The 21,569-nt window shown below is 69.1% G+C and carries 22 protein-coding genes; 15 read left to right on the forward strand and 7 right to left on the reverse strand.

The genetic code is table 11. From position 1 onward, the window contains the following. Nucleotides 1-274: 274 nt before the first annotated feature. The 3 genes from AAC134_RS19055 to AAC134_RS19065 are packed head-to-tail and all read right to left on the reverse strand — an operon-like array spanning nucleotide 275 to nucleotide 2,429. Nucleotides 275-658: a hypothetical protein gene (locus AAC134_RS19055; RefSeq protein ID WP_163464876.1), complete on the reverse strand. Its 384-nt coding sequence runs from the start codon at nucleotides 656-658 to the stop codon at nucleotides 275-277. Further along, on the reverse strand, nucleotides 655-1,980 hold the full coding sequence (locus AAC134_RS19060) for a recombinase family protein (RefSeq protein WP_339950715.1): 1,326 nt from the start codon (nucleotides 1,978-1,980) through the stop codon (nucleotides 655-657). Before AAC134_RS19060 ends, AAC134_RS19055 begins: the two co-directional genes overlap by 4 nt. After that, nucleotides 1,977-2,429, reverse strand: coding sequence for a DUF2924 domain-containing protein (locus AAC134_RS19065; RefSeq protein ID WP_339950716.1), 453 nt, complete (start codon nucleotides 2,427-2,429; stop codon nucleotides 1,977-1,979). Before AAC134_RS19065 ends, AAC134_RS19060 begins: the two co-directional genes overlap by 4 nt. Before the next feature lie 460 nt (nucleotides 2,430-2,889). Here AAC134_RS19065 and AAC134_RS19070 point away from each other — a divergent pair, with 460 nt between their 5' ends. The 6 genes from AAC134_RS19070 to AAC134_RS19095 all read left to right on the forward strand — a co-directional run bounded on the left by AAC134_RS19070 (nucleotide 2,890) and on the right by AAC134_RS19095 (nucleotide 9,684). Further along, nucleotides 2,890-4,992: a hypothetical protein gene (locus tag AAC134_RS19070; RefSeq protein ID WP_339950717.1), complete on the forward strand. Its 2,103-nt coding sequence runs from the start codon at nucleotides 2,890-2,892 to the stop codon at nucleotides 4,990-4,992. 97 nt (nucleotides 4,993-5,089) lie between these two features. After that, nucleotides 5,090-5,329: a hypothetical protein gene (locus AAC134_RS19075; RefSeq protein WP_339950718.1), complete on the forward strand. Its 240-nt coding sequence runs from the start codon at nucleotides 5,090-5,092 to the stop codon at nucleotides 5,327-5,329. A gap of 146 nt (nucleotides 5,330-5,475) precedes the next feature. Then, a complete protein-coding gene (locus tag AAC134_RS19080; protein WP_339950719.1) occupies nucleotides 5,476-6,144 on the forward strand; it encodes a sigma-70 family RNA polymerase sigma factor in 669 nt (222 codons plus the stop codon). A gap of 77 nt (nucleotides 6,145-6,221) precedes the next feature. Continuing rightward, nucleotides 6,222-6,395: a hypothetical protein gene (locus tag AAC134_RS19085; RefSeq protein ID WP_339950720.1), complete on the forward strand. Its 174-nt coding sequence runs from the start codon at nucleotides 6,222-6,224 to the stop codon at nucleotides 6,393-6,395. Continuing rightward, on the forward strand, nucleotides 6,392-6,610 hold the full coding sequence (locus tag AAC134_RS19090; RefSeq protein WP_339950721.1) for a helix-turn-helix domain-containing protein: 219 nt from the start codon (nucleotides 6,392-6,394) through the stop codon (nucleotides 6,608-6,610). The genes AAC134_RS19085 and AAC134_RS19090 overlap by 4 nt, the downstream gene beginning before the upstream one ends. After that, nucleotides 6,610-9,684, forward strand: a complete 3,075-nt coding sequence (locus tag AAC134_RS19095) for a bifunctional DNA primase/polymerase (RefSeq protein WP_339950722.1) — start codon at nucleotides 6,610-6,612, stop codon at nucleotides 9,682-9,684. Before AAC134_RS19090 ends, AAC134_RS19095 begins: the two co-directional genes overlap by 1 nt. A 46-nt stretch (nucleotides 9,685-9,730) precedes the next feature. Here the strand turns inward: AAC134_RS19095 and AAC134_RS19100 are convergent, their stop codons facing one another. Beyond that, nucleotides 9,731-10,705 carry a calcium/sodium antiporter gene (locus tag AAC134_RS19100; protein ID WP_339950723.1) on the reverse strand — a complete coding sequence of 325 codons (975 nt, stop codon included), beginning with the start codon at nucleotides 10,703-10,705 and terminating at the stop codon, nucleotides 9,731-9,733. 460 nt (nucleotides 10,706-11,165) lie between these two features. On the opposite strand from AAC134_RS19100, the gene AAC134_RS19105 reads away from it, so the two are divergent. After that, on the forward strand, nucleotides 11,166-12,416 hold the full coding sequence (locus AAC134_RS19105; RefSeq protein WP_339950724.1) for a DNA methyltransferase: 1,251 nt from the start codon (nucleotides 11,166-11,168) through the stop codon (nucleotides 12,414-12,416). Between the two features lie 236 nt (nucleotides 12,417-12,652). Here the strand turns inward: AAC134_RS19105 and AAC134_RS19110 are convergent, their stop codons facing one another. Both AAC134_RS19110 and AAC134_RS19115 read right to left on the reverse strand, forming a co-directional pair. Then, a complete protein-coding gene (locus AAC134_RS19110; protein WP_339950725.1) occupies nucleotides 12,653-13,123 on the reverse strand; it encodes a DUF3489 domain-containing protein in 471 nt (156 codons plus the stop codon). A 90-nt stretch (nucleotides 13,124-13,213) separates the two neighbouring features. Continuing rightward, nucleotides 13,214-13,423, reverse strand: coding sequence for a hypothetical protein (locus AAC134_RS19115; protein ID WP_339950726.1), 210 nt, complete (start codon nucleotides 13,421-13,423; stop codon nucleotides 13,214-13,216). 101 nt (nucleotides 13,424-13,524) lie between these two features. Between AAC134_RS19115 and AAC134_RS19120 the strand changes: the two genes are divergently transcribed. From AAC134_RS19120 to AAC134_RS19155, 8 genes are all read left to right on the forward strand, one after another. Beyond that, a complete protein-coding gene (locus tag AAC134_RS19120; RefSeq protein WP_339950727.1) occupies nucleotides 13,525-14,094 on the forward strand; it encodes a phage terminase small subunit P27 family in 570 nt (189 codons plus the stop codon). Nucleotides 14,095-14,177: 83 nt separating this feature from the next. Beyond that, on the forward strand, nucleotides 14,178-14,867 hold the full coding sequence (locus AAC134_RS19125; protein ID WP_339950728.1) for a recombinase family protein: 690 nt from the start codon (nucleotides 14,178-14,180) through the stop codon (nucleotides 14,865-14,867). 400 nt (nucleotides 14,868-15,267) lie between these two features. Further along, entirely contained in the window at nucleotides 15,268-15,723 is a 456-nt protein-coding gene (locus AAC134_RS19130) for a PAS domain S-box protein (protein WP_339950729.1), read from the forward strand. A 282-nt stretch (nucleotides 15,724-16,005) separates the two neighbouring features. Further along, a complete protein-coding gene (locus AAC134_RS19135) occupies nucleotides 16,006-16,959 on the forward strand; it encodes a DMT family transporter (protein ID WP_339950730.1) in 954 nt (317 codons plus the stop codon). A 558-nt stretch (nucleotides 16,960-17,517) separates the two neighbouring features. After that, entirely contained in the window at nucleotides 17,518-17,706 is a 189-nt protein-coding gene (locus tag AAC134_RS19140; RefSeq protein WP_339950746.1) for a hypothetical protein, read from the forward strand. Beyond that, nucleotides 17,615-17,866, forward strand: a complete 252-nt coding sequence (locus AAC134_RS19145; protein ID WP_339950731.1) for a hypothetical protein — start codon at nucleotides 17,615-17,617, stop codon at nucleotides 17,864-17,866. Before AAC134_RS19140 ends, AAC134_RS19145 begins: the two co-directional genes overlap by 92 nt. A 178-nt stretch (nucleotides 17,867-18,044) precedes the next feature. Further along, nucleotides 18,045-20,414, forward strand: coding sequence for a cation-translocating P-type ATPase (locus AAC134_RS19150; RefSeq protein WP_339950732.1), 2,370 nt, complete (start codon nucleotides 18,045-18,047; stop codon nucleotides 20,412-20,414). Nucleotides 20,415-20,479: 65 nt separating this feature from the next. After that, the gene (locus tag AAC134_RS19155) at nucleotides 20,480-20,992 is read left to right on the forward strand and encodes a L,D-transpeptidase family protein (protein WP_339950733.1); all 513 of its coding nucleotides are present in this window, start codon (nucleotides 20,480-20,482) and stop codon (nucleotides 20,990-20,992) included. Nucleotides 20,993-21,082: 90 nt separating this feature from the next. On the opposite strand, the gene lspA is transcribed toward AAC134_RS19155, so the two are convergent. Then, on the reverse strand, nucleotides 21,083-21,568 hold the full coding sequence (gene lspA / locus AAC134_RS19160; protein ID WP_339950734.1) for a signal peptidase II: 486 nt from the start codon (nucleotides 21,566-21,568) through the stop codon (nucleotides 21,083-21,085). Nucleotide 21,569 lies beyond the last annotated feature (1 nt).

Genomic DNA, 21,569 nt, shown 5'->3' on the forward strand with positions numbered 1-21,569 from the left:
CTCAAACCGACCATGCACTAAGATTGCCCCCGGACCACCCGATGGGGGCAGGCCAGGTGTCGTCAAGAGCTCACGTCTTCTTGCGGCGTTCTATCAGGTGTCGGTGTCGCCTTGTTGAAACGCATTACGGAGTATGTCTAGACTCGAACGGAGAACACCTCGCTAAGCTGCGGGTCCGCCGAAGCGGCCGTTCAGTCGCTCGGCAGCATTCGTCAAAAAGGGGCTCAGGTGCAGTCGATTGCCGCACAGATCACGAACGGCCGTTCTCGCTGTTTCAACCAAGGTGTTCGGTCTGGATCGCCCACTCCACTGGAAATGGCTCGAGCACTCGCGCCAGCGTGACCTCCGGCCCCTGCTTCCCGTTTAGTATCGCTTCGACGATGTCGGGGGCGAGCAAGGTCAGGCGCAGGACGCGTGTCATGTAGGAGGGCGCGATCCCCTCGCGTTCGGCAAGTTCGGCGATGGTGGCATACTCACCAGACTCCAGCATCCGCTTCCAACGAAAAGCGCGGGCCAGCGCCTTGACCAGTGAGCTGTCGGCCCTGTGCGGCTGGGTGGCGCCCTCCGGCAACTGCATTTCCTTCCGGCCGCCGCGCTTCACAATGCGGAACGGCACGTGGAGCGTCACCGTCTCAGGGATCGGCGTCGCGCGGGTCATGCTGCTGCGCCCATATCGCCGGCCAGCATCTCGCGCGCGAGGTAGCCGAGGCCGTCAATGCGCAGACGAACGTTCAGCCCGCCCTCTCCAATATCCACACGCTCGACCAGCAGCGCCACGATCCGCGCCTGTTCGGCGGGGAACAGTTCGTCCCACAGCGGATCGAGCTGATGAAGGGCCGCGCGGGCGTCGGCCTCGGTGATGTCGTCGGCGTGGATGCGCGCCGCCTTCCACGTGCCCGCCACGATCTCTGGCTGGCGGAATACGGCGCGAAGCTGGTCGATGACGGCCGCCTCGATCTCGCCGGCGGGCACCCGGCCCACCGGGCATGATCCGGCGCCGTGCTTCAGCACCGTCTGGCTGACGTAGTACCGGTAGAGTCTGTCGCCCTTGCGGGTATGCGTCGGGGAGAAGGCCGCGCCGTCCGGACCGAAGAGCAGCCCCTTCAACGGCGCGGGCGTCTCAGCGCGGGTGCGCATCGCCCGCTTGCGGGGGCTTTCCTGCAGGATGGCGTGGACGCGCTCCCACGTCTCGCGGTCGACGATGGCATCGTGTTCGCCGGGATAGCTCTCGCCCTTGTGGACCGCCTCCCCGATGTAGGCGCGGTTGTTCAGCATCCGGTAGAGGTACTTCTTGTCGATCCGGTTGCCGCGCGGCGTGCGGATGCCGTGCTGCGCGACCTCGCGGGCCAGTTCGGTCCCCGAGCCGATCTCGAGGAACCGCGCGAAGATCCAGCGGACGTGCCCGGCAGCGTCTTCATCGACCACCAGCCTGCGGTTCTCGACGCGGTAGCCGTAGGGCGGCACGCCCCCCATCCACATCCCCTTCTTGCGGCTGGCGGCGACCTTGTCGCGGATGCGCTCGGCCGTCACCTCGCGCTCGAACTGGGCGAAGCTGAGCAGGATGTTCAGCGTCAGCCGCCCCATCGACGTGGTGGTGTTGAAGCTTTGCGTCACCGATACGAAGGTGACGCCGTTCCGGTCGAACACCTCGACCAGCTTTGCGAAGTCGGCGAGCGACCGGCTGAGGCGGTCGATCTTGTAGACCACGACCACGTCGACCAGCCCGTCCTCGATGTCCTCCAGCAGCTGCTGCAAGCCGCGGCGGTCCAGCGTGCCGCCCGAGACGCCGCCGTCGTCATACTGGTCGCGGACCAGCACCCAGCCCTCGGAGCGCTGGCTGGCGATGTAGGCCTCGCAGGCCTCGCGCTGCGCGTGGAGGCTGTTGAACTCCTGCTCCAGCCCTTCCTCGGAGGATTTCCGGGTGTAGATGGCGCAGCGCAGCTTTCGGACGACCTTCGGTTTTTCAGGCTGCTTCGTCATCTCCGCGCCCTCTGATTCTTGAGGCCGAAGAACACCCAGCCGTTCCAGCGCGTGCCGGTGATCGCGCGGGCGATGGCGGAGAGCGACTTGTACGGCCGCCCCTGCCATTCGAAGCCATCGGCGGTGACGGTGACGATCTGTTCGACGCCCTGCCATTCGCGCAGCAGCCGCGTGCCGGTGATCGGGCGGTCACGATCGAGGCGCATGCCGCGCTTCTTCTTATCACCGCCGTCGAGTTCGTCGCCGAGGCGTTCCAGTCGCCGGATCGTCTCGGGCTTCAGCCCGCCGTAGACCAGTTCCTGGATGCGATAGGCCAGCCGGCTCTCCAGGTAGCGGCGGTTGAACGGCGGCGGCTCGCTGTCGAACAGGTCTCGCCATTGCGCCTTCAGCTCAGGCGTTGTGGCGGTTTTCAGCGCGGCCAGGCGCGCGGGGATGGGATCTTGGGTCATGCGTCTCTCCGTCGGGTCGGGTTCGCATGACCGCTCCGGTCGGGCGGAGAGTGTAGGGTCGAACCGCTCTCCGCGACGCTCTTGTCCAGGTCGCGGGCGCGAAGGCGGACAAGGCCCGAAGCGAGAATACGGCAGAGTTCGGCGCGGCGCTCCTCAGGCGTCATGCGGTCGGGACGCAGGGCGTTCGGAATCTTCATCCAGACGACGATCCACAGTTCCGCGCCGCTCAAGACCGACCGGCGCTTCTGAACCCTGAAAGCCAACCGGAACGCCGAACCGGGACAGGGGCAGCGTCGCCCACGCGGGCAAGGCGAACCGCACCGGCCGATGCATTCTGGGGTTGATTACGAGCGGTTCGTCAGCAAACCTGAACAAACTGAACAAGTTTCCGCTTCCGAGACGGAGGATTTCGATGAGGCGATTTCTGGTAAGGTCCGCGCCCGAGACGTCTCGGCTACTCTTGGACGCTCCGCCCCGGTTGCTGGGGGAGTTTCTCTTTTCCGGCGCTCTGGCGCGGATCGTGCCCCGCGATCGAGATCTGCAGACCGGAGAGATCGACGACGAAACGCTTCAGCGGAACCTGATCGACCTGCTCCAAAGCCTGTCCCGGGACCGCGTCGCGCATGTCGAAGCCGAAGCGAGGCGCATCACCTCGCTCGCCGAGGATGTGCCGGCCGAGCTCATGACGAAGATGGCCGAGGCGCGGGCGATCGACGACCTGCCCAGGCAACGGGACGCGCTCGCGCGGAGCCTCTGGTGCCGACTGCACCGGCCAAAGCTGTTCGGCCATGTCGAGCGGGCGCTGCAGGTCGATCATTTCCGGGACCGCAAGCGACTGTTCACCGCCTATGACCTGGGTCGACCGGCGCCGCTGGCGGCGGACGCAATTGATGCCGAACGTTTAGGGGAGGAGATGGCGGCGCGCCTGCAGCACGACGAAGGCTGCAAGGTGGAGGTGGTGGAATTGCCGGCGATCGACGAGGCGAGAGAGGCGCTGATGGTGGTGATCACCTCCGCCGGCGACTTCTCGAGTCAGAAGGCCGTGGAGAACCGGGAACTACGCACCTTCTACTATCGTCCTCCAAACGAGGTGGTGCTCGTCTACAGCCCGCGGCAAGGCCTGATCGAGGCCTGCGCGCGCGACGGTTCTATCCGTCGTCTCTTCTCCGACATCTTCGCGGACGTGGTGCTCGGTGTCGACCTGACGGGCAAGCCGCTCTCGCGGAAGACCTTCGACCTCAGCCGCTTCCGGCGCTCGCTGGGACTGGAGATTCCCCCCGACCAGGCCGGCGTCGTGCTGCACGCGCGCCTGACCGAGATCCAGGTGACGCTCGGGACGTGGACGAGACGTCTGGCGCTGAAGGTGACGCCGGAGGACGACATTCACGACATCGCAACGAAGACCTTCGGCGCGCTCTCCGCTATCCGCAACGCGGGGTTCATCGCGGCGCTTGAGTTCAATATCCGCTACTTGCCCAGGGCGTCCGACAGGGCGCAGAGTTTCTCCTTCCGGATCTTCGGCCGCAACAGCTGCACCCTGCAGGGCGAGAGGGACCCCGAGCGTCGGGAGCTCGGCTTCAGGCTGCTCGAGCGCTGGGGGATCATGGAGACCTACGAAGATCTATCGGCGAGCGAGTTCCGGCGCGCCCTTCCGCTGATCCTGGCCCTCCACGACCATCCCGACGAGGAAGTCCCAGGCTCGTTCATCTCCGATCACGGGTGCACGCCCGATGCGCTGGAACGCGCAGGACTGATCTCACGCGTCGGCGTGTTCGACGTCGTGCTGCTCGACGATGAACTGTTCGGAGACCACCGCGCCGCGGTCACGCCCGTCCGCGATGGGGACGCGGTGCTCGAACCGGGTGAAGACCTCGGCGGGCCGGACGTCGCCCGCGAGGATGTGACCCGCTTCAAGATCAACCGCCCCCTCATCGTGGAGAAACTACTGGAGACCTTGGGGGACGTGCCGAGGCGCGGGCGAGCGCAGGCGATCGAGAAGCGCCTCGCGCATGTCGGCGAGATCGAGATCGGGGACCGTTGGGTTCCATGTTATCTCGCGCGAGGGCTCGACGACGGCCGCCTGTACAACAGGATCAATCGGGCGATCCGGCAGGAGACGAGCGCGACGACCGGCGTCGTGTTCACGGCGCTGCCGAGCGCGGCGGATTTCGTGGGGCCGCACGTGGTGATCGCATTGAGCGCGCTGCTGGCCGACGGCGCCGCCGAGCGGATTCTTCCGCTGGACCTCCAGGTGCGGTTCGCAGCCGCGCGCGCCGGAGCGGAGGCGGGCTCTCTCGTCCAGTTCCGCATGAGCGGGCCCTCGTCGGGCGTGCTCATTCTTCCAGGTCGCCCACCGAAGACGATCAGCGGCCAGGAGCGGGTCAGCTTCGTCAAAGCGCTGTTCGACGCGCATCAGGCGGGCGTGGGACCGGTCCACGGGCAGGATGTCCTGAGAAACCTCGGATCGAACCATCCCAGCCAGCTGTTCCGCACGAAATGGCCCGAGTTGAGCGACATCTACATCAGGTCCGCTGGCACCAACCTCTGGGAACTCTGCGTCTGAAACCGCGCCCGGCTCAAATCCAGCTCAATTTCGTGCACTGACCGGCTCAAGGTCACAGGGACATCGAGAGAGCTCCACCAACGCGTAGGAGCCCCCGATGCCCCGCCCTGACCGCCATCTCCCCCGTCGCCGTCTCAGCCGCACCGCGCCCTCGACGGCTGATCCCCACGATCCCGGCCATGACTGGCGCTGCCGCTGCTGCGGCGGGCTGCTCGGCCGCGTGCGGAGCAACCGCCTGCACATCCGCATGAAGGGGTGCAGCGAGTACTTCGCCGCCCTGCCTTGCACCGCGACCTGCCGCACCTGCGGCGGGCTGAACGAAGTCGCCCGCGACTGATCCAGGCCGCGCCGCCCGCGCGCGGCGCGGCCCCTCGCATCCACATCCTCGAGAGGCGCACGACGCCCTGACCCGGCCAGCGAGAGGCGCGAGACGCCCGGCCGAACGGCAGGCGTCTCATGTCTTCTTCCTGGCACGCGATCCACATGTCGCTGATCCGCTCCACCCAGACCCTCACGTTCCAGCGTCGCTTCGAAGCGATGACGACGCTCGATCCGCAGTTGAGGGACTTCCCCGACCCGGCCGCCCTGCTCGACCGGCTGCATGGGCCCGGACACGAGCCGAAGCCCCGCAACGACATCCTGCGGGCGTTGATCGCGGTCGACGACCGGGAGGCCGCGGACACGCTGCTGCTGCTGGCGCTGTGGCCCGGCCTCGACGGCGTCCGGCGGCGGCTGCTCCGGAGCTTCATCGGGAGATCCGATGATCTGGCCGCCGAGATCCCGGCACGCGCCGCGGAATCCCTGCGCCGCCTCGACCTCGACCGGGTGACCTGGATCGCCGCCACCGTGATCCGCAACGTCGAGCGCGACATCCGCCGCGCCCTGCGCCGCGACTGGAGCCGGGCGGCCCTGGCGCAGCCGATCGACGAAGCGCTCGTCGCCAGTGCGGATGGCGGAGCCGTCGACGGCCTTCTTGCTCGCCAGGCCGCAGAGCTCGCCGGCGCCGACGCCGATCTCGTGCTGGGCGTCGCCGTGGTCGGCGAGAGCCAGGTCGAGGCCGCGCGGCGCCTGCGCATCGAGCCTGAGGCCGCCCGCAAGCGCTACCAGCGCGCGCTGCGCCGCATCCGTCGACGGATGGGAGAAGCGGCATGACCCTGTCCCGGTTCGGCGATCCCGCTGGCTTTTCCATGTTGCGGACCGCGATGGGTCCGCCTCGTGGAGAGAGGCCGATGGAGATCGAGGAGATGGAGCGCCTGCCGGGCCTGTTCCGGCGCTGGGAGCTGCCGCTGATCCTGACGGCGGGGGCCGACTACCGGCTGGAGGACGCGGGGGGCCACGCCGACGGCGCCCCGCTGCTGGCGATCTACCGGCGCCGCGACGATGCGACGGAGACGGCGTCGTGACGGACGTGTCGATCGATGACGCCGTCGCGCCGCAGGCGCAGTTCCTGACGCCCGAGGAGTTGGCGCGGCGCTGGCGGATGAGCGTGCGCAGCCTGGAGCGGTGGCGCAGCGACCGTCGTGGTCCGCGCTGGGTGCGCCTGGAGGGCCGGGCGCTCTACCGTATGACGGACGTGCTGGACTACGAAGACGCGCGCCTGCGCGGTCCCGCGGACTGATGAGGGCGGCGGCGTCCTTTCCGCCGCCGCAAGACCGAGACGACCCCGAGGCGGCCAGCGGCCGCCCCTTTGGCGCTGGCGCGACGTCCTACGGCTACGCCGCGCTGGCACTTCTCGACCAGGGCTACGAGCCGCTGCCGATCAAGCCCGCCCGCAAGGCGCCCGCGCCGAGCCGCTGGACCAGCGTCGCGATCGACGAGGCTCTGGCGGAGGCCTGGACGCGCGAGTTTCCGGACCATGGCGTGGGGCTGCGGACCGGATGCCTCGTCGGGATCGACATCGACATCCTCGACCCGGACCTCGCCCATGCGGCGGAGGCGATCGCGCGGCGCATCCTCGGTCAGACGCCGCTGCTCCGCGTCGGACGCTGGCCGAAGCGGCTGCTTGTCTACCGGACCGAAGCGCCGTTCCGGAAGATCAAGGTCCCCGGGCTGGAGATCCTCAGCCAGGGACAGCAGTTCGTCGCGTTCGGCATCCACCCGGACACCGGTCAGCCCTACCATTGGCCCGAGGGGGACACGCCGCTCGACGTGGCCTTTGAGGACCTGCCCCTCGTCACCCAGGCGCAGTGCGAGGTCCTCGCCGCCGAGATCCCCGCCCTGTCGCCTGAAGCGCATTCCGCTGGGCCAGGCCGCAGGAGCGGAGCGCCGGGCGGTGGGAGCCGGCCCGTGCGCGACGCGTCAGGTCGCGTGGTGGATGGGCGCGACGGCTGGTTGTCCAGCATCGCCTACCACGTCGTGCATGACGCGCTCGGCGCCCGCCGCCCGCTCGATCCGGGCGCCCTCGCCGACGAGGCGTTCCGGCGCTTCTCCGCCACCGCGGATCTCTCGCGCGGCGCAAAGGACGGAGGCCGCGCCTACGACGCGGGCGACGCGCATCGGAAGGTCTCCGACAAGCTGCGGCTGCTGCGCGAGGGGCGACTGCCGCCCCGCGATGCCGAGCCGGTCGAAGCTGACTACGCCGCACCGACGCTGTCTGTGACCGAGGCCCGCGACCGTCTCGACCAGGTCCTAGCCGATGCCTGTCGTCGGATCGGCGAGTGGCACGAGGAAGACGACAAAGATGAGGATGAGGACGAAGGCGCGTGCGGGGATCGCGCCGCTGCGCCGCAGATCGGCATCCGCGCCACCGTCGGCCTCGGCAAGAGCGTGGTTGCGCGGCGCCATGCGCTCGCGCTTCGACGCCGTCTCGTCGACGCCGGCCGACCCTCCCGGATCGTCGTGCTCACGCCCTCGCACGCGCTCGCGCAGGAGACGGCCGAGCGCTGGACCGCGGACGGGGCGAGAACGGCTGTGCTGCACGGCTACGAGGCGAAGGACCCTGCGACCGGCGAGCCGATGTGCCGCGACCTCGACGCCGTCCGCGCCGCGCTGCTCGCCGGCCAGGAGGTTGGTCCCACCGCCTGCAGGCGCAAGAACCGCCGCTGCGCCTTCGTCGACGTCTGCGCCAAGCAGAGGAACCGGCAGGAGGTCGCGGACGCGGAGGTGGTCGTCGCAGCCTACGACGTGCTGTTCACGAGCTTCGCGATCAAGACAGCCAGCATCGGCCTGTTGATGATCGACGAAGGCTGCTGGCCGCGCGCCCGCGAGGAAAGCCGCGAGCTGTTCGTCGAGACCTTTGGCGGGGAAAACGCCAACGCCTTTCGGGGCCGGAGCCGCGACGCCTTCGAGCGGCAGGCCGCAGACCTCGCCGATCTTCACGACCTGCGGCGACGGGCTCGGTCCGCGCTGGCGAGGCTGGCGCCCGGCCCTGCGCGGCGCTCGGCCTTCATCGAGGCGGGACTCGACGCCGAGGGCTGCCGGGTCGCCGCGAGCATCGAAAGATCCCGTTTGCGCGACCCGGGTCTGTATCCCGGCATGCCGCCGGCGGCACGGGGTCCGGCCATCGAGATTGCGAAGATCAACGCGCGGGTTCGTGCCGCGATCCGCTTCTGGGACGCGCTCGCCGATCTGGTGGAGGGCGGCGCCGAGACGTCCGGCCGCCTGCGCATCGGGGCGCCTGATCCCGAAACCGGGCTGCATGCGATCGTCGTCTCCGGGGTGAAGCCGGTGCATCCGAACCTCCGCTCCATCCCGGTCCTGCATCTGGACGCGACCCTGCGGCCGGCGCTGGCGCGGACGATCCTGCCGCACCTCAGCGTGGTGGAGATCGAGGCTGACGCCCCTCACATGCGTCTGCGCCTCGTCGCGGGCAGCTTCGGCAAAGGCAACCTCGTCCCGCAGGTGGACCTGGCGCCGGAGGAACGCGGACGCCGGGCGCGCCGCCTCGCCGAATGCGTGGACTACGTCCGCTGGCAGGCGCGCAGGGCAGCTCCGGGTCGGGTGCTGGTGATCACTCACAAGGGCATCGAGGCCGCCTTCTCAGGCATTCGCGGCGTCTCCACCGCGCACTTCAACGCCATCGCGGGACTCGACGCCTTTAAGGACGTGCGCCTGCTGATCGTGGTCGGACGCCCCCTGCCCCCGACGCCCTCGCTCCAGGCCGATGCCGCAGCGTTCTTCGGGACCTGGCCAGGCGATCGCTACGTCCATCGTCGCAAAGGCGTGCTGATGCGGACCGGCGACGTGCGGAGCGTGGCCGCGGTTGTCTCTCCCGACGAGGAAGCCGAGGTGTTGCGAGCGGCGATCTGCGACGACGAGGTGATCCAGGCGATCGGGCGCGGGCGCGGGGTGAACAGGACGGCGAACGATCCGCTGGAAGTGCATCTGCTGGCGGACCTGGCGCTGCCGCTGGTCCACGACGAGATCGTGCCGTGGGAGTTGGTCAAACCGGACCTGTTCCAGCGCATGCTGCTCGCGGGCGTGGCGTTAGACAGCCCCGGAGACGCCGCGCTGCTGCATCCGGCGATGTTCGCCGATGAGAAGCAAGCGCAGAAGGCGTTCGAGCGGGCCGGATTTAAGCGACAGATCCCTATGAAGACTCCTTATAGGGAAATGTCGCTTAAATCGGCCGCCTACCGACGCCCCGGTCGCGGGCGCGGCTGGGCGCGCGCCTGGTGGCTGCAGGACGATCCGGACCCGCGTGCGCGGATTGAGGAACGCCTCGGGTTGCTGGCGGAATGGAAGAAGGATTGATCCGCTCGGCACTACGGCAACGAACCGCTCGATGGAACTTCCGTTCTCAAGGCCAGATCGTCCAGACGTATGCGCCATATCCGGCGACCAGAACAGCGGCCTCTCGGCGAGCAATCCGCAGTCCGGTCGCCGCAAACAGCACGAGCAACAACGAGACGCCGACCATGACCGGGGCGTCGAACCGCACAAGCTCCTGGGGGACCACGGAGGGCGCGATCAGCGCGGTCGTCCCGCCGATCCCCAGGACGTTGTAGATGTTCGACCCCACGACGTTGCCGAATGCCACATCGCCCTGCCGCTTCAGCGCGGCAATCACCGATGTCACCAGTTCCGGCATCGAGGTCCCCACCGACACGATGGTCAGGCCGATCACTGTCTCGGAGATGCCGAAGCCCCGCGCCAACGTGACGGCGCCGTCGACCAGCAGCGAACCACCCGCCACGACAAGCCCCAACCCCACCGCGGCGACCAGGAGGGAAACGGCGAGGCTCCTGCCGCCGCCCGCTGGAGCCAGACCCGCGTCGGTCTCAGTCAGGGCGAGGCTCTTGTCATGGATCGCGCCGCCCACGGCAGTCGCGCGCTCCTGGCGGATCACGAACCAAAGGTAGGCCACGAGAGCCACGACCAGCCCCGCGCCTGTCAGGCGCCCCATGGGCGCCAGCGCTGCGAGGCCGGCGAATGCCGCGGCGACCAGCAACATCACCACCGCATCCCGCCTCAGCGCGGAGCGCGCGACAACGATCGGACAGATCAGGGCGGACACTCCGGCGATGAGCAGGATGTTGGCGATGTTGGATCCGACGACGTTGCCGTAGGCGATCCCCGGCGATCCGCTCAGCCCGGCCTGCACGGAGGTCACCAGCTCCGGCATCGAGGTTCCGAAGCCCACCAGCGTGAGCCCGATCATCAACGGCGAGATCCCGATCCGCTCGGCGGCCTGCACCGCCCCGCGCACCAGAAGGTCTCCGCCGCCGATCAGGAGCGCGAGTCCCGCCAAGATAGGCGCCCAAGCGTCGATCATTCTCGTCCCTCCCATGACGGCCCATCTCAGGCCTGCGGCGCAAAGTGGTGGTTGCCGCAAACTCTTCAACAAGCGCGGCGCGTTCGGCGTCGGCGCCCCAGGCGAAACTCGCGCTCGAGCGCAGCGGATTTAAGCGACAGATCCCTATGAAGACTCCTTATAGGGAAATGTCGCTTAAATCGGCCGCCTACCGCCGCCCTGGTCGCGGGCATGGATGGGCGCGCGCCTGGTGGCTGCAGGACGATCCGGACCCGCGAGCCAGGCTGGAGGAACGCCTTGGACCGCTGGCCGAGTTCCGCGAGTTCTGATGCGCATCCCGGATCGCCTGTCGCCCGATGCGTGAAACTGCGGGCGACTGCGTATTATTCACATAAATACATACACTTAGAACCTTGGTATACTCCGCATCAGGCCCACGAGTCCCGCGAATTTCCAGCCCGGGCCGGAGGACGAGCAGGCAATGAACAAGGCGATCAACCCGAGCGAGACGACCCCTGCCCGGCTGTCGATCGAGCATCGGCCGGTCGCGGCGCTGATCCCCTACGCCCGCAACGCGCGGACCCATTCCGACGACCAGGTGGCGCTGATCGCCGGCTCGATCCGCGAGTTCGGCTTCAACAACCCGGTGCTGGTCGATGGCGCGAACGGCGTCATCGCCGGGCACGGGAGGCTGCTGGCGGCGCGGAAGCTGGGGCTGGAGGCGGTCCCGGTGATCGAATTGGGCCACCTGAGCGAGGCGCAGAAGCGGGCCTACGTGCTCGCCGACAACAAGCTCGCCGAGCGCGCCGGCTGGGACCAGGAGATGCTGCGCCTGGAGGCGGGGGAGCTGGAGGCGCTGGGGGTGGATCTCGGCCTGCTGGGCTTCGACGCCGCCGACATGGACGCGCTGCTGCGTGACGACCAGCCCGACCCGCGCGAGGAGGAGACGCACGAGCCGCCGGCCGATCCCGTCTCCCGGACCGGGGACCTGTGGCTGCTGGGGCCGCACAGGCTGCTGCGCGGGGATGCCACGGACTTCGACGCGGTCGCGCGCCTGCTGGGGGGCGTGCGGCCGCACCTGATGGTCAGCGATCCGCCCTACGGCGTCTCCTACGACCCCTCCTGGCGCAACGAGACGGGCGCCACGAAGACCCGGCGCACGGGCAAGGTGCGCAACGACGACCGGGCCGACTGGCGCGAGGCCTGGGCGCTGTTCCCCGGCGAGGTCGCCTATGTCTGGCACGGGGCGCTGCATGCGGGGACCGTGGCCGAGAGCCTCGCCGCCTGCGGCTTCGAGATCCGCGCCCAGATCGTCTGGGCCAAGGAGCGGCTGGTGATGAGCCGCGGCCACTACCACTGGCAGCACGAGCCCTGCTGGTATGCCGTCCGCGGCAAGGGGCACTGGTCGGGCGGGCGCAAGCAGACGACCCTGTGGAGCATCCCCAACCGCGATCAGGACGCGGCGACTATCCATGGCACGCAGAAGCCGGTGGAGTGCATGCGCCGGCCGATCCTGAACAACTCGTCGCGCGGCCAGGCGGTCTACGAGCCGTTCTCGGGATCAGGCACCACGCTGATCGCGGCGGAGACCACCGGGCGGGCCTGCCTCGCGATGGAGCTGGACCCGGCCTACGTGGACGTGGCGGTGCAGCGCTGGGAGGCGTTCACGGGCAAGGCGGCGGAGCTGGAGGGCGGCGGGACCTTCGCGGAGGTCGCGAAGGCGCGGGCATGAGCCAGTCCCCTGCCCTCTCCCTCGTCGAGGCCGCCGCGAACCTCGTCGTCGGCTACGCGCTGGCGGTGGCCACGCAGGTCGCGGTGTTCCCGCTGTTCGGCCTGCACCCGACCGTCGGGGAGAACCTGGTCATCGGGGCGGTGTTCTCTGCAGTGTCTCTGGCGCGGGGCTTCGCCCTGCGACGGCTGTTCGTGCTGTGGGAGCAGGGACCGGCCCGGCGGCCGGCCCCCGCTGCGTCAGGCGTCGAGGACGTAGACCCGCCCGCGGCCCTCCACGGTCTCGCTGCGGACCTCGAGTCCGAGCCGCTTCTTCAGCGCCCCCGAGAGCGCGCCGCGAACGGTGTGGGGCGCCCAGCCGGTGGCCTCGGCCATCTCGGCGATCGTCGCCCCGCCGTCGGCACGCAGCATTCCGATCAGCGCGGCCTGCTTCGTGCCCTCGCGCGGCGCCCGCGGCTTGCGGCCGTTCTCGCAGGGCTGCTGGCCGCTCTCGTCACGCTCGGGGTCAACGCCGGTCAGAGCGGCGAGGCCGACCTCGGTGGCGAACAGCGCCTCATCAGGGCCGGTCTCGGCGAAGCCTCGGGCGAGGAGCGCCTCGACGGTCTTCTTCGCGCCGCCGCCCTTCAGACGCTCGGGCAGCGAGTGCAGGCTTCGGTCGGGCCGCTCGGCGGCGGCGGCGAGGATCTCGCGCTGGGTCGGGGTGAGGGGCATGTCGGCCTCCTTGCAGAGCCCGCCGGCCGATCCGGCGGCTTCTACGAGGCCAAGCCCCGCGAGGCGGGGCCCTTCGCGCCCGGTCCCGGTTCAGTCGGCGTACTCGCCCTCGTGGAAGGCTGCGTCGCAGATCTCGCGCAGGCGCGCCGCCATGCGCTCGAGGCCGCCGACGTCGCCCCAGGTCAGCGCCTCGGGGTCCGCCCCGAAATGGTCCTCGCTCAGCCCCTGCAGGCGGGCGAGCATGGCGTCGATCTCGGTCTTCTTCGCGAGGAAGGCGGCGAGGGCGTCGGGGCGGGTCATGGCGGCGTCTCCTTCGGGCTGAAGACGTGTTCGCTCGATCCGCCGGGACGATCCACGATCATCGAAGCAATCTCATTGCTATCTGGATCTGTGGAGTGCGCATGACCCGGGGCCGCAAACCCAAGCCGACCGCCCTGAAGCGTGCGCAGGGCAACCCCGGCAAACGGGCGCTGAACCATGCCGAGCCGCAGCCGCCCGACGGAATGCCCTCCTGCCCTGCCCATCTCTCCGACGTGGCGCGCGAGGAATGGGACCGGGTGGCCCAGGTGCTGCACGACATGGGCGTGTTCACCGTCGTCGACCGCGCCGGCCTCGCCGCCTACTGTCAGGCCTATGGCCGCTGGGTGGAGGCCGAGGAGAAGCTCGCCCGGGGCCCTGCCCTGATCAAGACGCCGTCGGGCCATGTCCAGCAGTCGCCCTGGATGGGCATCGCCAACAAGCAGCTGGAGCTGATGGGCCGCTACATGGCCGAGTTCGGCATGACCCCGGCGTCGCGAACCCGCGTGGCCGCCATGGACCCACGGATGCAGGTGGGGCCGATGTCGCTCCAGGTCGAGTTCGTCCCGGTGGACCCGCAGCCGGCACGCGAGCCCCTCGCGCGGAAGCTGGACGAGACCGCCGCCCGCAGCGGCCCCTGCGTCATCGACGGGACCGCGCGTCGCACCGACTGAGATCGTTCGACTCCGCGCTACGAGCCCTCCCCCAACTCACCGTACACACCTGCCAAACCAACGTTTGGCAGGTCTGAACACCCATGGCGGAACCCGGCTCACCCCTGCGCATCGTCGCCTACGAGCGCGTCTCCACCGCCCGCCAGGGCCGCAGCGGCCTGGGCCTCGAAGCCCAGCGTCACGCCATCGAGCAGCTGGTCGAGGCGAGGGCCGCGACCCTGCTCGGCCGCTTCACGGAGGTCGAGAGCGGCCGCAAGGCCGATCGGCCGGAACTGACGAAGGCGCTGCACCTGGCCAAGGTCACCGGCGCGACGCTGGTGATCGCCAAGCTGGACCGCCTCTCCCGCAACGCCGCCTTCCTCTTGGCCCTGCGGGACAGCGGCGTCCGCTTCCTCGCCGCCGACATGCCAGAGGCCAACGACCTCACCGTCGGCATCATGGCGCTCGTCGCCGAGCAGGAGCGCCGCGCCATCTCCCGGCGCACGAAGGAGGCGCTGGCGGCCGCGAAGGCGCGGGGCGTGCAACTCGGCAACCCGAACGGGGCGGTGGCGCTGCGACAGGCGGCCGACGGGGGCGCGTCGCTGCGCAGGACCGTCTCCGAGAACGCCGACGCCTTCGCTCAGGACCTCGCGCCGGTGATCGAAGCGATCCGGGCAGAGGGCATTGCCAGCCTCCGCGGCATCGCGGCGGCGCTCAACACGCGCGGGATGCTCACACGACGCGGTGGGCGGTGGGGCGCATCGAACGTGCGGAACCTGCTCCTAAGACTATGACCGGCCTTTCCCGCGCCCGCTTCTGATGGGGGGGCGCACCGAAGTGCACAGTGGAGGCGCGTCCTTCAGCCAGCGCCAGGGTCGCGGGCGCCGGAATTCGCGCACCACGATGCGAGCGATGCGGGGTTGGCCTGCGTCGGCCTCGCCTTTCCCGTCGCCGGCGCCGCCTCCCGCCGGCCCGTCCGCCGTCCGGCTGGCGCGGAAGCCATCGCCGGGGGCGATCCGCGCAGGCTGTTGATCAAGTCGGGGGCGTATACGCACAGTCCCCCGGCAACGCCGTCAGCGCGAGGTCGCCGGGCGCACCAGCCGACGGCGCCTCGAGACCATCGGCGCCGCCAAGCGCGCGCCGTGAGCCCAAGTCCGGCGCAGCCCGCGCCGCAGCAAGGGAAGGAGCCCCCCGATGAGCCAGAACCACGCCCCGGCCGCCCTGTTCGCCCCCGAGATCCTCGGCGCCCGGCTGGTCGAAGAGATGTCCGACGCCCTGGTCGTCTCCGACCGCGAGGGCGCGATCCGGGTCTGGAACAAGGCGGCCGAGCGGATCTTCGGCTTCTCCGAAGCGGAAGCTCTGGGCGAAAGCCTGGACATCATCACGCCCGAGCGGCTGCGCGCCCGCCACTGGCAAGGTTACGACCAGACCATGCGCACCGGGCGAACGCGCTACGGGGCCGGCGACCTGCTGTCGGTTCCCGCGATCTGCAAGGACGGGCGCACGATCTCGGTGCAGTTCTCGATCCTGCCGCTGACCGACGCGGACGGCGAGATGCAGGGCGTGGCCGCGATCATGCGCGACGTCACCGACGACTTCGCCGAGCGCAAGGCCCTGCGCGCCGAACTGGCGCAACTGAAGCGCGGCTGACGTCCGCCCGCCCGACGAACGCTTGCCCGCCGAACGCTTGCCCGAACGCTTGCCCGACGGACGAGGCGCGGTCTTGCGTCGCCGTCGTCACGGCGGCACCGGGCTTGACCCGCGCCCTGCCGACGACCTATCGCTCGCGCGAAGGCCGCGATGGCGTCGCGCCTCGACGCCGCCGACGGGCGGGGCGTTCCGCACCCGCTCCGCGTCGGCTACTCCCGGTTTCGTCCTGAACGCCCGGATGCCCCGCCCGTCTTGGCGGGGGTGGAGCATGGAGTCGCGGCAATGACCCCTGTCCTGCGCTTTTCGTCCCGTTCGTTTCGCGGCGCCGCGGGCGTCGACCCGGGCATGATCTTCATGGCCGCCGCGATGCTGCTGCTGCCGCTGGGCGACACCCTCTCCAAGCTGCTGGCCGCCGAGATGGATCCGCTGGCCGTGACCCTGTTCCGGCTGCTGGCCCAGGCGGCCGTGCTGTTGCCGGCGGCGGCGCTCCTGCACGGGCGGGCGACCAGTTTCGCGCTCACGCGGGCGGCCGTCCTCTCGGGCTGCCTGGTGGCGGGGATGCTGGCCAGCCTGATCTCGGCTTTCGCGGTGATGCCCATCGCCACCGCCATCGCGATCTTCTTCGTCGAGCCGCTGCTGCTGACCCTGCTGGCCGGCCCCCTGCTGGGCGAGCCGCCCGGGCCGCGCCGGCTGGCGGCGGTGGCGATCGGCCTGCTGGGCGCGCTGGTCGTGATCCGGCCCGGCGGCGCCGACTTCGGCCCCGCCACACTGCTGCCGCTGGTCGCCGCAACCTGCTACGCGCTCAACATGGTCGTGCTGCGCAAGGCCAGCGCCCATACGCCGGTGCTGAAACTGCAATGCGGCGCGACCCTGGTCGCCGCGGGGATCTCCCTGCTGGCCATGGGCGCCCTGGCGATCTTCGGCGAGGTCCGCCTGCCGCTGACCACCCTGCCCGGCTGGAGCTGGTGGGCGATCGCCGCCTCGGGCCTCTGCGCCGCGCTGAGCTTCGCGCTGATCGGCGAGGCCTTCCGGCGGACCGAAGCGCGCGCGCTGGCGTCGTTCCAGTATCTCGAGATCCTGGGCGCCACGGCGATGGGCTACGTGGTCTTCGGCGACTTCCCCGATGCCGCCACCTGGCTGGGGGTGGCGATCATCCTGGGCTCGGGCCTCTATATCGTGCAGCGGGAGCGTCGCATTCACCGCCCGGCCGCGCCCGAGGGCGCCGGTCGGACCTGAACCTCCGGCGTCCCCCGCGCCCGTCCTCGCGTCGACGCATCATCCGCCGCGCCGCGGCTGCGTCTGCGATCCCTCGGCCGCCCCCCCACGCCCCGGGGCGCAACAGGGGACGGCCCGGGCGGCGCGTGCGGTCCGTATCCTCGGCCTGGGCTTCCCGCGTCGCTCGGGCGTCCTGCAGATCGCCCTCGAGCCTGCCCGCCATTGGGCGAGCGGTTCACGGCCCGTTCGACCGCCTGTCCAGCCAAGACCCCGCCCGCCCGCGACCTGCCGGAAGCCGGCGCGGCATGAAGAAGGCACGCTGCGGCCGGAGCGGCGACGCCGCGCGCAACCGGGGTCGATCTCGGCAGCGCCTCTCGGTCGAAACCCGGACCGCCGTTCGGTCGCTGATCCCGCTTCTCGATACGCTCCGCTGCGTAGCGTCGCGGTCGCGCTTTGATGCATCGCCTTCACGATCTGCGCCCGCCTCGACGATCCGCGCCGGGGACGGCGGTGATCGCGGGGCCGCTGATCGGGATCGCCACGAGCCCGTGGATGCGGGCGGCGTAGCGCTACGGCGTCATCGTCCCCGCCGTGCTCCTGTTCCTGCTTTTGCTTCGGCGGTCGGGCGAGCGTGCGGGACGCCTTGCTGAACGCCTTGAGACAACGGAGAAGTCCAATGACGCCCAACGACGGATGCTGGAGGCCGCGGCTCGCCGCCCTCGCGATCGTAACGAGCTTGCTGAGCGGCTGCGCGACGGTCGGTTCTGACGGCAGCGGGCCGGGGGCGTGTCCACCTGTCGTCGAGTACAGCAGTGAGTTTCAGGCGCGGGCGGCCGAGGAGCTGGCCCTGCTGCCGGAGGGTTCGGCCATTGGCGAGATGCTCTCCGACTACAGTGTAATGCGGGATCAGGCGAAAGCCTGCCTCTGATCAAGATCTTAAACGTGCGCTCGACTGCCGCGCGCTCGATGGAAGTGGCCTGCTTGGAGAAAACGTCGTTCGGCCGACGCCGTCCATCTCGCTCCGAGCGGATCGCAAGATTCTTCTTGAAGCTCTAGTTGCTGTAGGGAGTATCCGTGACGGGCACTCAGAAATCCGAGGCCCGACCATGTCGTCCAAGACTGCCCACAATCACGATCACGATCACGACCACGCGCATCCGTTGGCGTCGGAGAGCACGAATGGCGCCTGCTGCGGTGGAACGGCTACCTGTGCGGATGTCGTTCCTGCCGCGTCCGGCCCTGTCACTGGGCGGAGCTTCCAGGTCAGCGGGCTGGATTGCGCCGAAGAGGTCTCGATCCTGAACAAGGTCGTCGGGCCGGCAGTCGGCGGGCAGGAGCATCTGGCCTTCGACGTGATCAACGGGCGCATGACCGTTCTCGATACTGCGAAATCCATTCCGGACGACAGGATCATCAGGCTGGTCGCAGGCACGGGTATGAGTGCCAGGCCCTGGGACGCCGGCAACGCCGCCGCGGATCAGGCCGCGCATCTCGCCCGCCAGAAGGTGTTTACGGCAGCAAGCGGCGGATTCTGGGCCGCGGGTTTCATTTATCATATCATCGAGACAGGTTTGGGTGGCGCGCTGGGACTGTTCGCGGGTCATGGCGAGGCGCCGATGCCGATGGTCGAAATCGGTCTCTTCGCGCTGGCGATCGTGTTCGGTGTCTGGCTGGTGGCGCCAAAGGCATGGTCGTCGGTCCGCAGACTCTCACCCGACATGAACCTGTTGATGGTGGTGGCCGTGGCGGGCGCGATCGGGCTGGGTGAGTATTTCGAGGCCGCGACGGTAGCCTTCTTCTTCTCGCTCTCGCTCTATCTCGAAAGCTGGAGCGTCGGGCGCGCGCGCAACGCCGTCTCGGCGCTTCTCGATCTGGCCCCGCCCACGGCACGGGTGATCCGCGAGGACGGGCGCGAAGAGGAAGTGCCCGCAGCACAGGTCGCCATCGGCGACCGCTTCGTGGTGCGCGGCGGCGATCGCATCCCGCTCGACGGCGAGGTGACCGAGGGCATAGGGGCCGTCAACCAGGCCCCCATCACCGGCGAAAGCGCCCCGGTGCCCAAGGAGACCGGCGACGATGTCTATGCCGGCACGATCAACGGCGAGGGCACGCTGATGGTGCGCGCCACCAAGGCGGCCTCGGATACGGTGCTGGCCCGGATCATCCGCATGGTCGGCGACGCCCATGCCCGACGCGCGCCGGTGGAGCAATGGGTCGCGAAATTCGCCCGCATCTACACGCCCGTCGTTATGGTACTGGCTGTCGCCATCGCGGTGCTGCCGCCGCTGGTGGCGGGCGGTGCCTGGGATTTCTGGTTCTACAACGCGCTGGTGCTGCTGGTCATCGCCTGTCCCTGTGCGCTTGTAATCTCGACACCTGTATCCATCGTCGCATCGCTGGCCTCGTCCGCGCGCGCAGGCGTGCTGATCAAGGGCGGCGCCTATGTCGAGGCGCCGGGTCGCACGACGGCACTGGCGATGGACAAGACCGGCACCATCACCATGGGCGAGCCCGAGGTGGCGTCGATCCATCCCCTGGGCGGCGCCTCCGAGGCCGATCTGATCGCGCTTGCCGCGTCGCTGGAAGCACGCTCGTCGCACCCGCTGGCGCGGGCCATCCTGGCGCGGGCCGCGGCGGACGGCGTGCCGGTGGCCGCCGCCGAGGATACGCGGACGGTGCCGGGCCGCGGGCTTGAGGGCCGCATGGGCGGTCGCGCGATCTGGCTCGGCTCGGACCGTTTTGCCCTGGAAAAGGGGTTCGGCGATGCCATCCCCGCCGAGCTGCGCGACCGGATCGAAGGTGCCGGAAGCACGCTGGTCGCCGTCGGCGACGATACCGGGCTTCGCGGGTTGCTGGAACTGCGCGACCGGATCCGGCCCGATGCCCGGGCCATCGTGGCGCAACTCCACGCGCAGGGCGTGAAGACCATCGTCATGCTGACCGGCGACAACGAACGCACGGCGCGGGCGGTGGCGGCCGAGGTCGGCATCGACGAGGTGCGCGCCGAACTGCTGCCGGAGGACAAGGTGGCCGCCATCGAGGAACTGGTGGCGACCCACGCGATGGTCGCGATGATCGGCGACGGGGTGAACGACGCGCCGGCCATGGCGCGCGCGCATTACGGCATCGCCATGGGCGCGGTCGGTTCGGATGCGGCGATTGAGACGGCGGATATCGCGCTCATGACCGACGATCTTGCCCGAGTTCCGTGGCTGATCGACCACTCGCGCCGGACGATGACGATCATCCACCAGAACATCGGTATCTCGCTGGCGACCAAGGCGCTTTTCGTCGGGTTGACCGCCTTTGGGATGGCTTCCATGTGGGGCGCCATTGCCGCCGATGTCGGCGTATCTCTGCTTGTTGTGGCCAATGCGCTTCGGCTCCTGAACGGACACCGTGCCGAGGCACCTCCTTCGGGCGGTGAACCAGTCGGCGAGCAGATGGCGAAGGGAGCACTGGCGCATGGTCATTGATCCGCCGTCTTCCTTAAAGTAGCGTCTGACATTAACCAGACCTCGCAAAAATGGGGCGTCGAGCAGTGACAAATACCAGATTTCCACGACGGATCCTGCTGTTGGGCGGATTGGCCGCCTTCCTGTCAGGCTGCGCCAGCAAGTTCCGGTGGTACGACGGTCCCGAGGTGACCAGGCTGCGCATGTACAAGGCACAGCGGCTGCTGTTTCTCGACGGGAGGGCCGGCGTCTTGCAGACCTATCCGATCGGTTTGGGTTTCGCGCCCGAAGGCCACAAGCAGTTCGAGGGGGATGGCCGCACGCCGGAGGGCTCTTACCTGATCGACCGGCGGAATCCCGACAGCCTGTTCCATCTTTCCATCGGCATTTCATATCCGAATGAGGCCGATATCGCTTTCGCGGAGGCGCAGGGCCAATCTCCGGGAAAGGATATCTTCATCCACGGCGGTCCGCGGCGCGGCATCGACCCGATGAATGTCCGAGACTGGACGGCAGGATGCATCGCCGTCACGGATCGCCAGATAGAAGAAATTTATGCCATGGTCAGAGACGGGACTCCGATCGACATCTATGCCTAGCCCAATCGGCTGTCGGCATGCGATCGCTTCGGCCGGCCATGCTAGGACAGAGGATTGTGTGATCCGCGAAGTGTCGGGGAAAGGACCGGATCAGTCAGTGGTCGACTTCCAAATCGGAGTCCGGCCGGGCCAGAACAGAAGCACGACCAAGCCGCAGAAAATCGCTGCATCTGCGAAATTGAAGGCCGGCCAGTGCGCCTCGCCAATGTAGAAGTCGAGAAAGTCCGTCACGCCGCCCAGCCTGAGCCTGTCCGCCACGTTCCCGACCGCGCCGCCAAGGATGAACCCGTAGCCCGCTGCATCGCTTGACCGTTCCGTCCGGAAGGCGAGAACCCCGATCCAGGCGGTGATAACGAGAGCGAGCGCAACAAGCGTGGTTGGCGTCAAGTCGCCCAGCATGCCGAAGCTGACGCCGGTGTTGCGATGAAGGACCAGGTTGAAGCCCGGGAAAACACTCAGACCGCCGGACAGCGTGTCGGCATTGGCAACCGCCATCGCTTTCGTCCCCTGATCGAGCGCGAATGCGGCCATGGCGACGCAACATGCAAAAGTGGCGGTAGAGCCGGGACGTTGCATG

Origin of the sequence: uncultured Albimonas sp. (genome assembly GCF_963977235.1) — a bacterium.
Taxonomy (GTDB): Bacteria; Pseudomonadota; Alphaproteobacteria; order Rhodobacterales; family Rhodobacteraceae; genus Albimonas.

Bases quoted from the DNA above. Each gene is read 5' to 3' on its own strand.
- AAC134_RS19065 (WP_339950716.1), bottom strand. From the start codon at position 2,429: ATGACCCAAGATCCCATCCCCGCGCGCCTGGCCGCGCTGAAAACCGCC.
- AAC134_RS19095 (WP_339950722.1), top strand. From the start codon at position 6,610: ATGAGGGCGGCGGCGTCCTTTCCGCCGCCGCAAGACCGAGACGACCCC.
- AAC134_RS19080 (WP_339950719.1), top strand. From the start codon at position 5,476: ATGTCGCTGATCCGCTCCACCCAGACCCTCACGTTCCAGCGTCGCTTC.
- AAC134_RS19075 (WP_339950718.1), top strand. From the start codon at position 5,090: ATGCCCCGCCCTGACCGCCATCTCCCCCGTCGCCGTCTCAGCCGCACC.
- AAC134_RS19145 (WP_339950731.1), top strand. From the start codon at position 17,615: ATGACGCCCAACGACGGATGCTGGAGGCCGCGGCTCGCCGCCCTCGCG.
- AAC134_RS19125 (WP_339950728.1), top strand. From the start codon at position 14,178: ATGGCGGAACCCGGCTCACCCCTGCGCATCGTCGCCTACGAGCGCGTC.
- AAC134_RS19105 (WP_339950724.1), top strand. From the start codon at position 11,166: ATGAACAAGGCGATCAACCCGAGCGAGACGACCCCTGCCCGGCTGTCG.
- AAC134_RS19115 (WP_339950726.1), bottom strand. From the start codon at position 13,423: ATGACCCGCCCCGACGCCCTCGCCGCCTTCCTCGCGAAGAAGACCGAG.
- AAC134_RS19150 (WP_339950732.1), top strand. From the start codon at position 18,045: ATGTCGTCCAAGACTGCCCACAATCACGATCACGATCACGACCACGCG.
- AAC134_RS19060 (WP_339950715.1), bottom strand. From the start codon at position 1,980: ATGACGAAGCAGCCTGAAAAACCGAAGGTCGTCCGAAAGCTGCGCTGC.
- AAC134_RS19110 (WP_339950725.1), bottom strand. From the start codon at position 13,123: ATGCCCCTCACCCCGACCCAGCGCGAGATCCTCGCCGCCGCCGCCGAG.
- AAC134_RS19130 (WP_339950729.1), top strand. From the start codon at position 15,268: ATGAGCCAGAACCACGCCCCGGCCGCCCTGTTCGCCCCCGAGATCCTC.
- AAC134_RS19055 (WP_163464876.1), bottom strand. From the start codon at position 658: ATGACCCGCGCGACGCCGATCCCTGAGACGGTGACGCTCCACGTGCCG.
- AAC134_RS19085 (WP_339950720.1), top strand. From the start codon at position 6,222: ATGGAGATCGAGGAGATGGAGCGCCTGCCGGGCCTGTTCCGGCGCTGG.
- AAC134_RS19100 (WP_339950723.1), bottom strand. From the start codon at position 10,705: ATGATCGACGCTTGGGCGCCTATCTTGGCGGGACTCGCGCTCCTGATC.
- AAC134_RS19120 (WP_339950727.1), top strand. From the start codon at position 13,525: ATGACCCGGGGCCGCAAACCCAAGCCGACCGCCCTGAAGCGTGCGCAG.
- lspA (WP_339950734.1), bottom strand. From the start codon at position 21,568: ATGCAACGTCCCGGCTCTACCGCCACTTTTGCATGTTGCGTCGCCATG.
- AAC134_RS19135 (WP_339950730.1), top strand. From the start codon at position 16,006: ATGACCCCTGTCCTGCGCTTTTCGTCCCGTTCGTTTCGCGGCGCCGCG.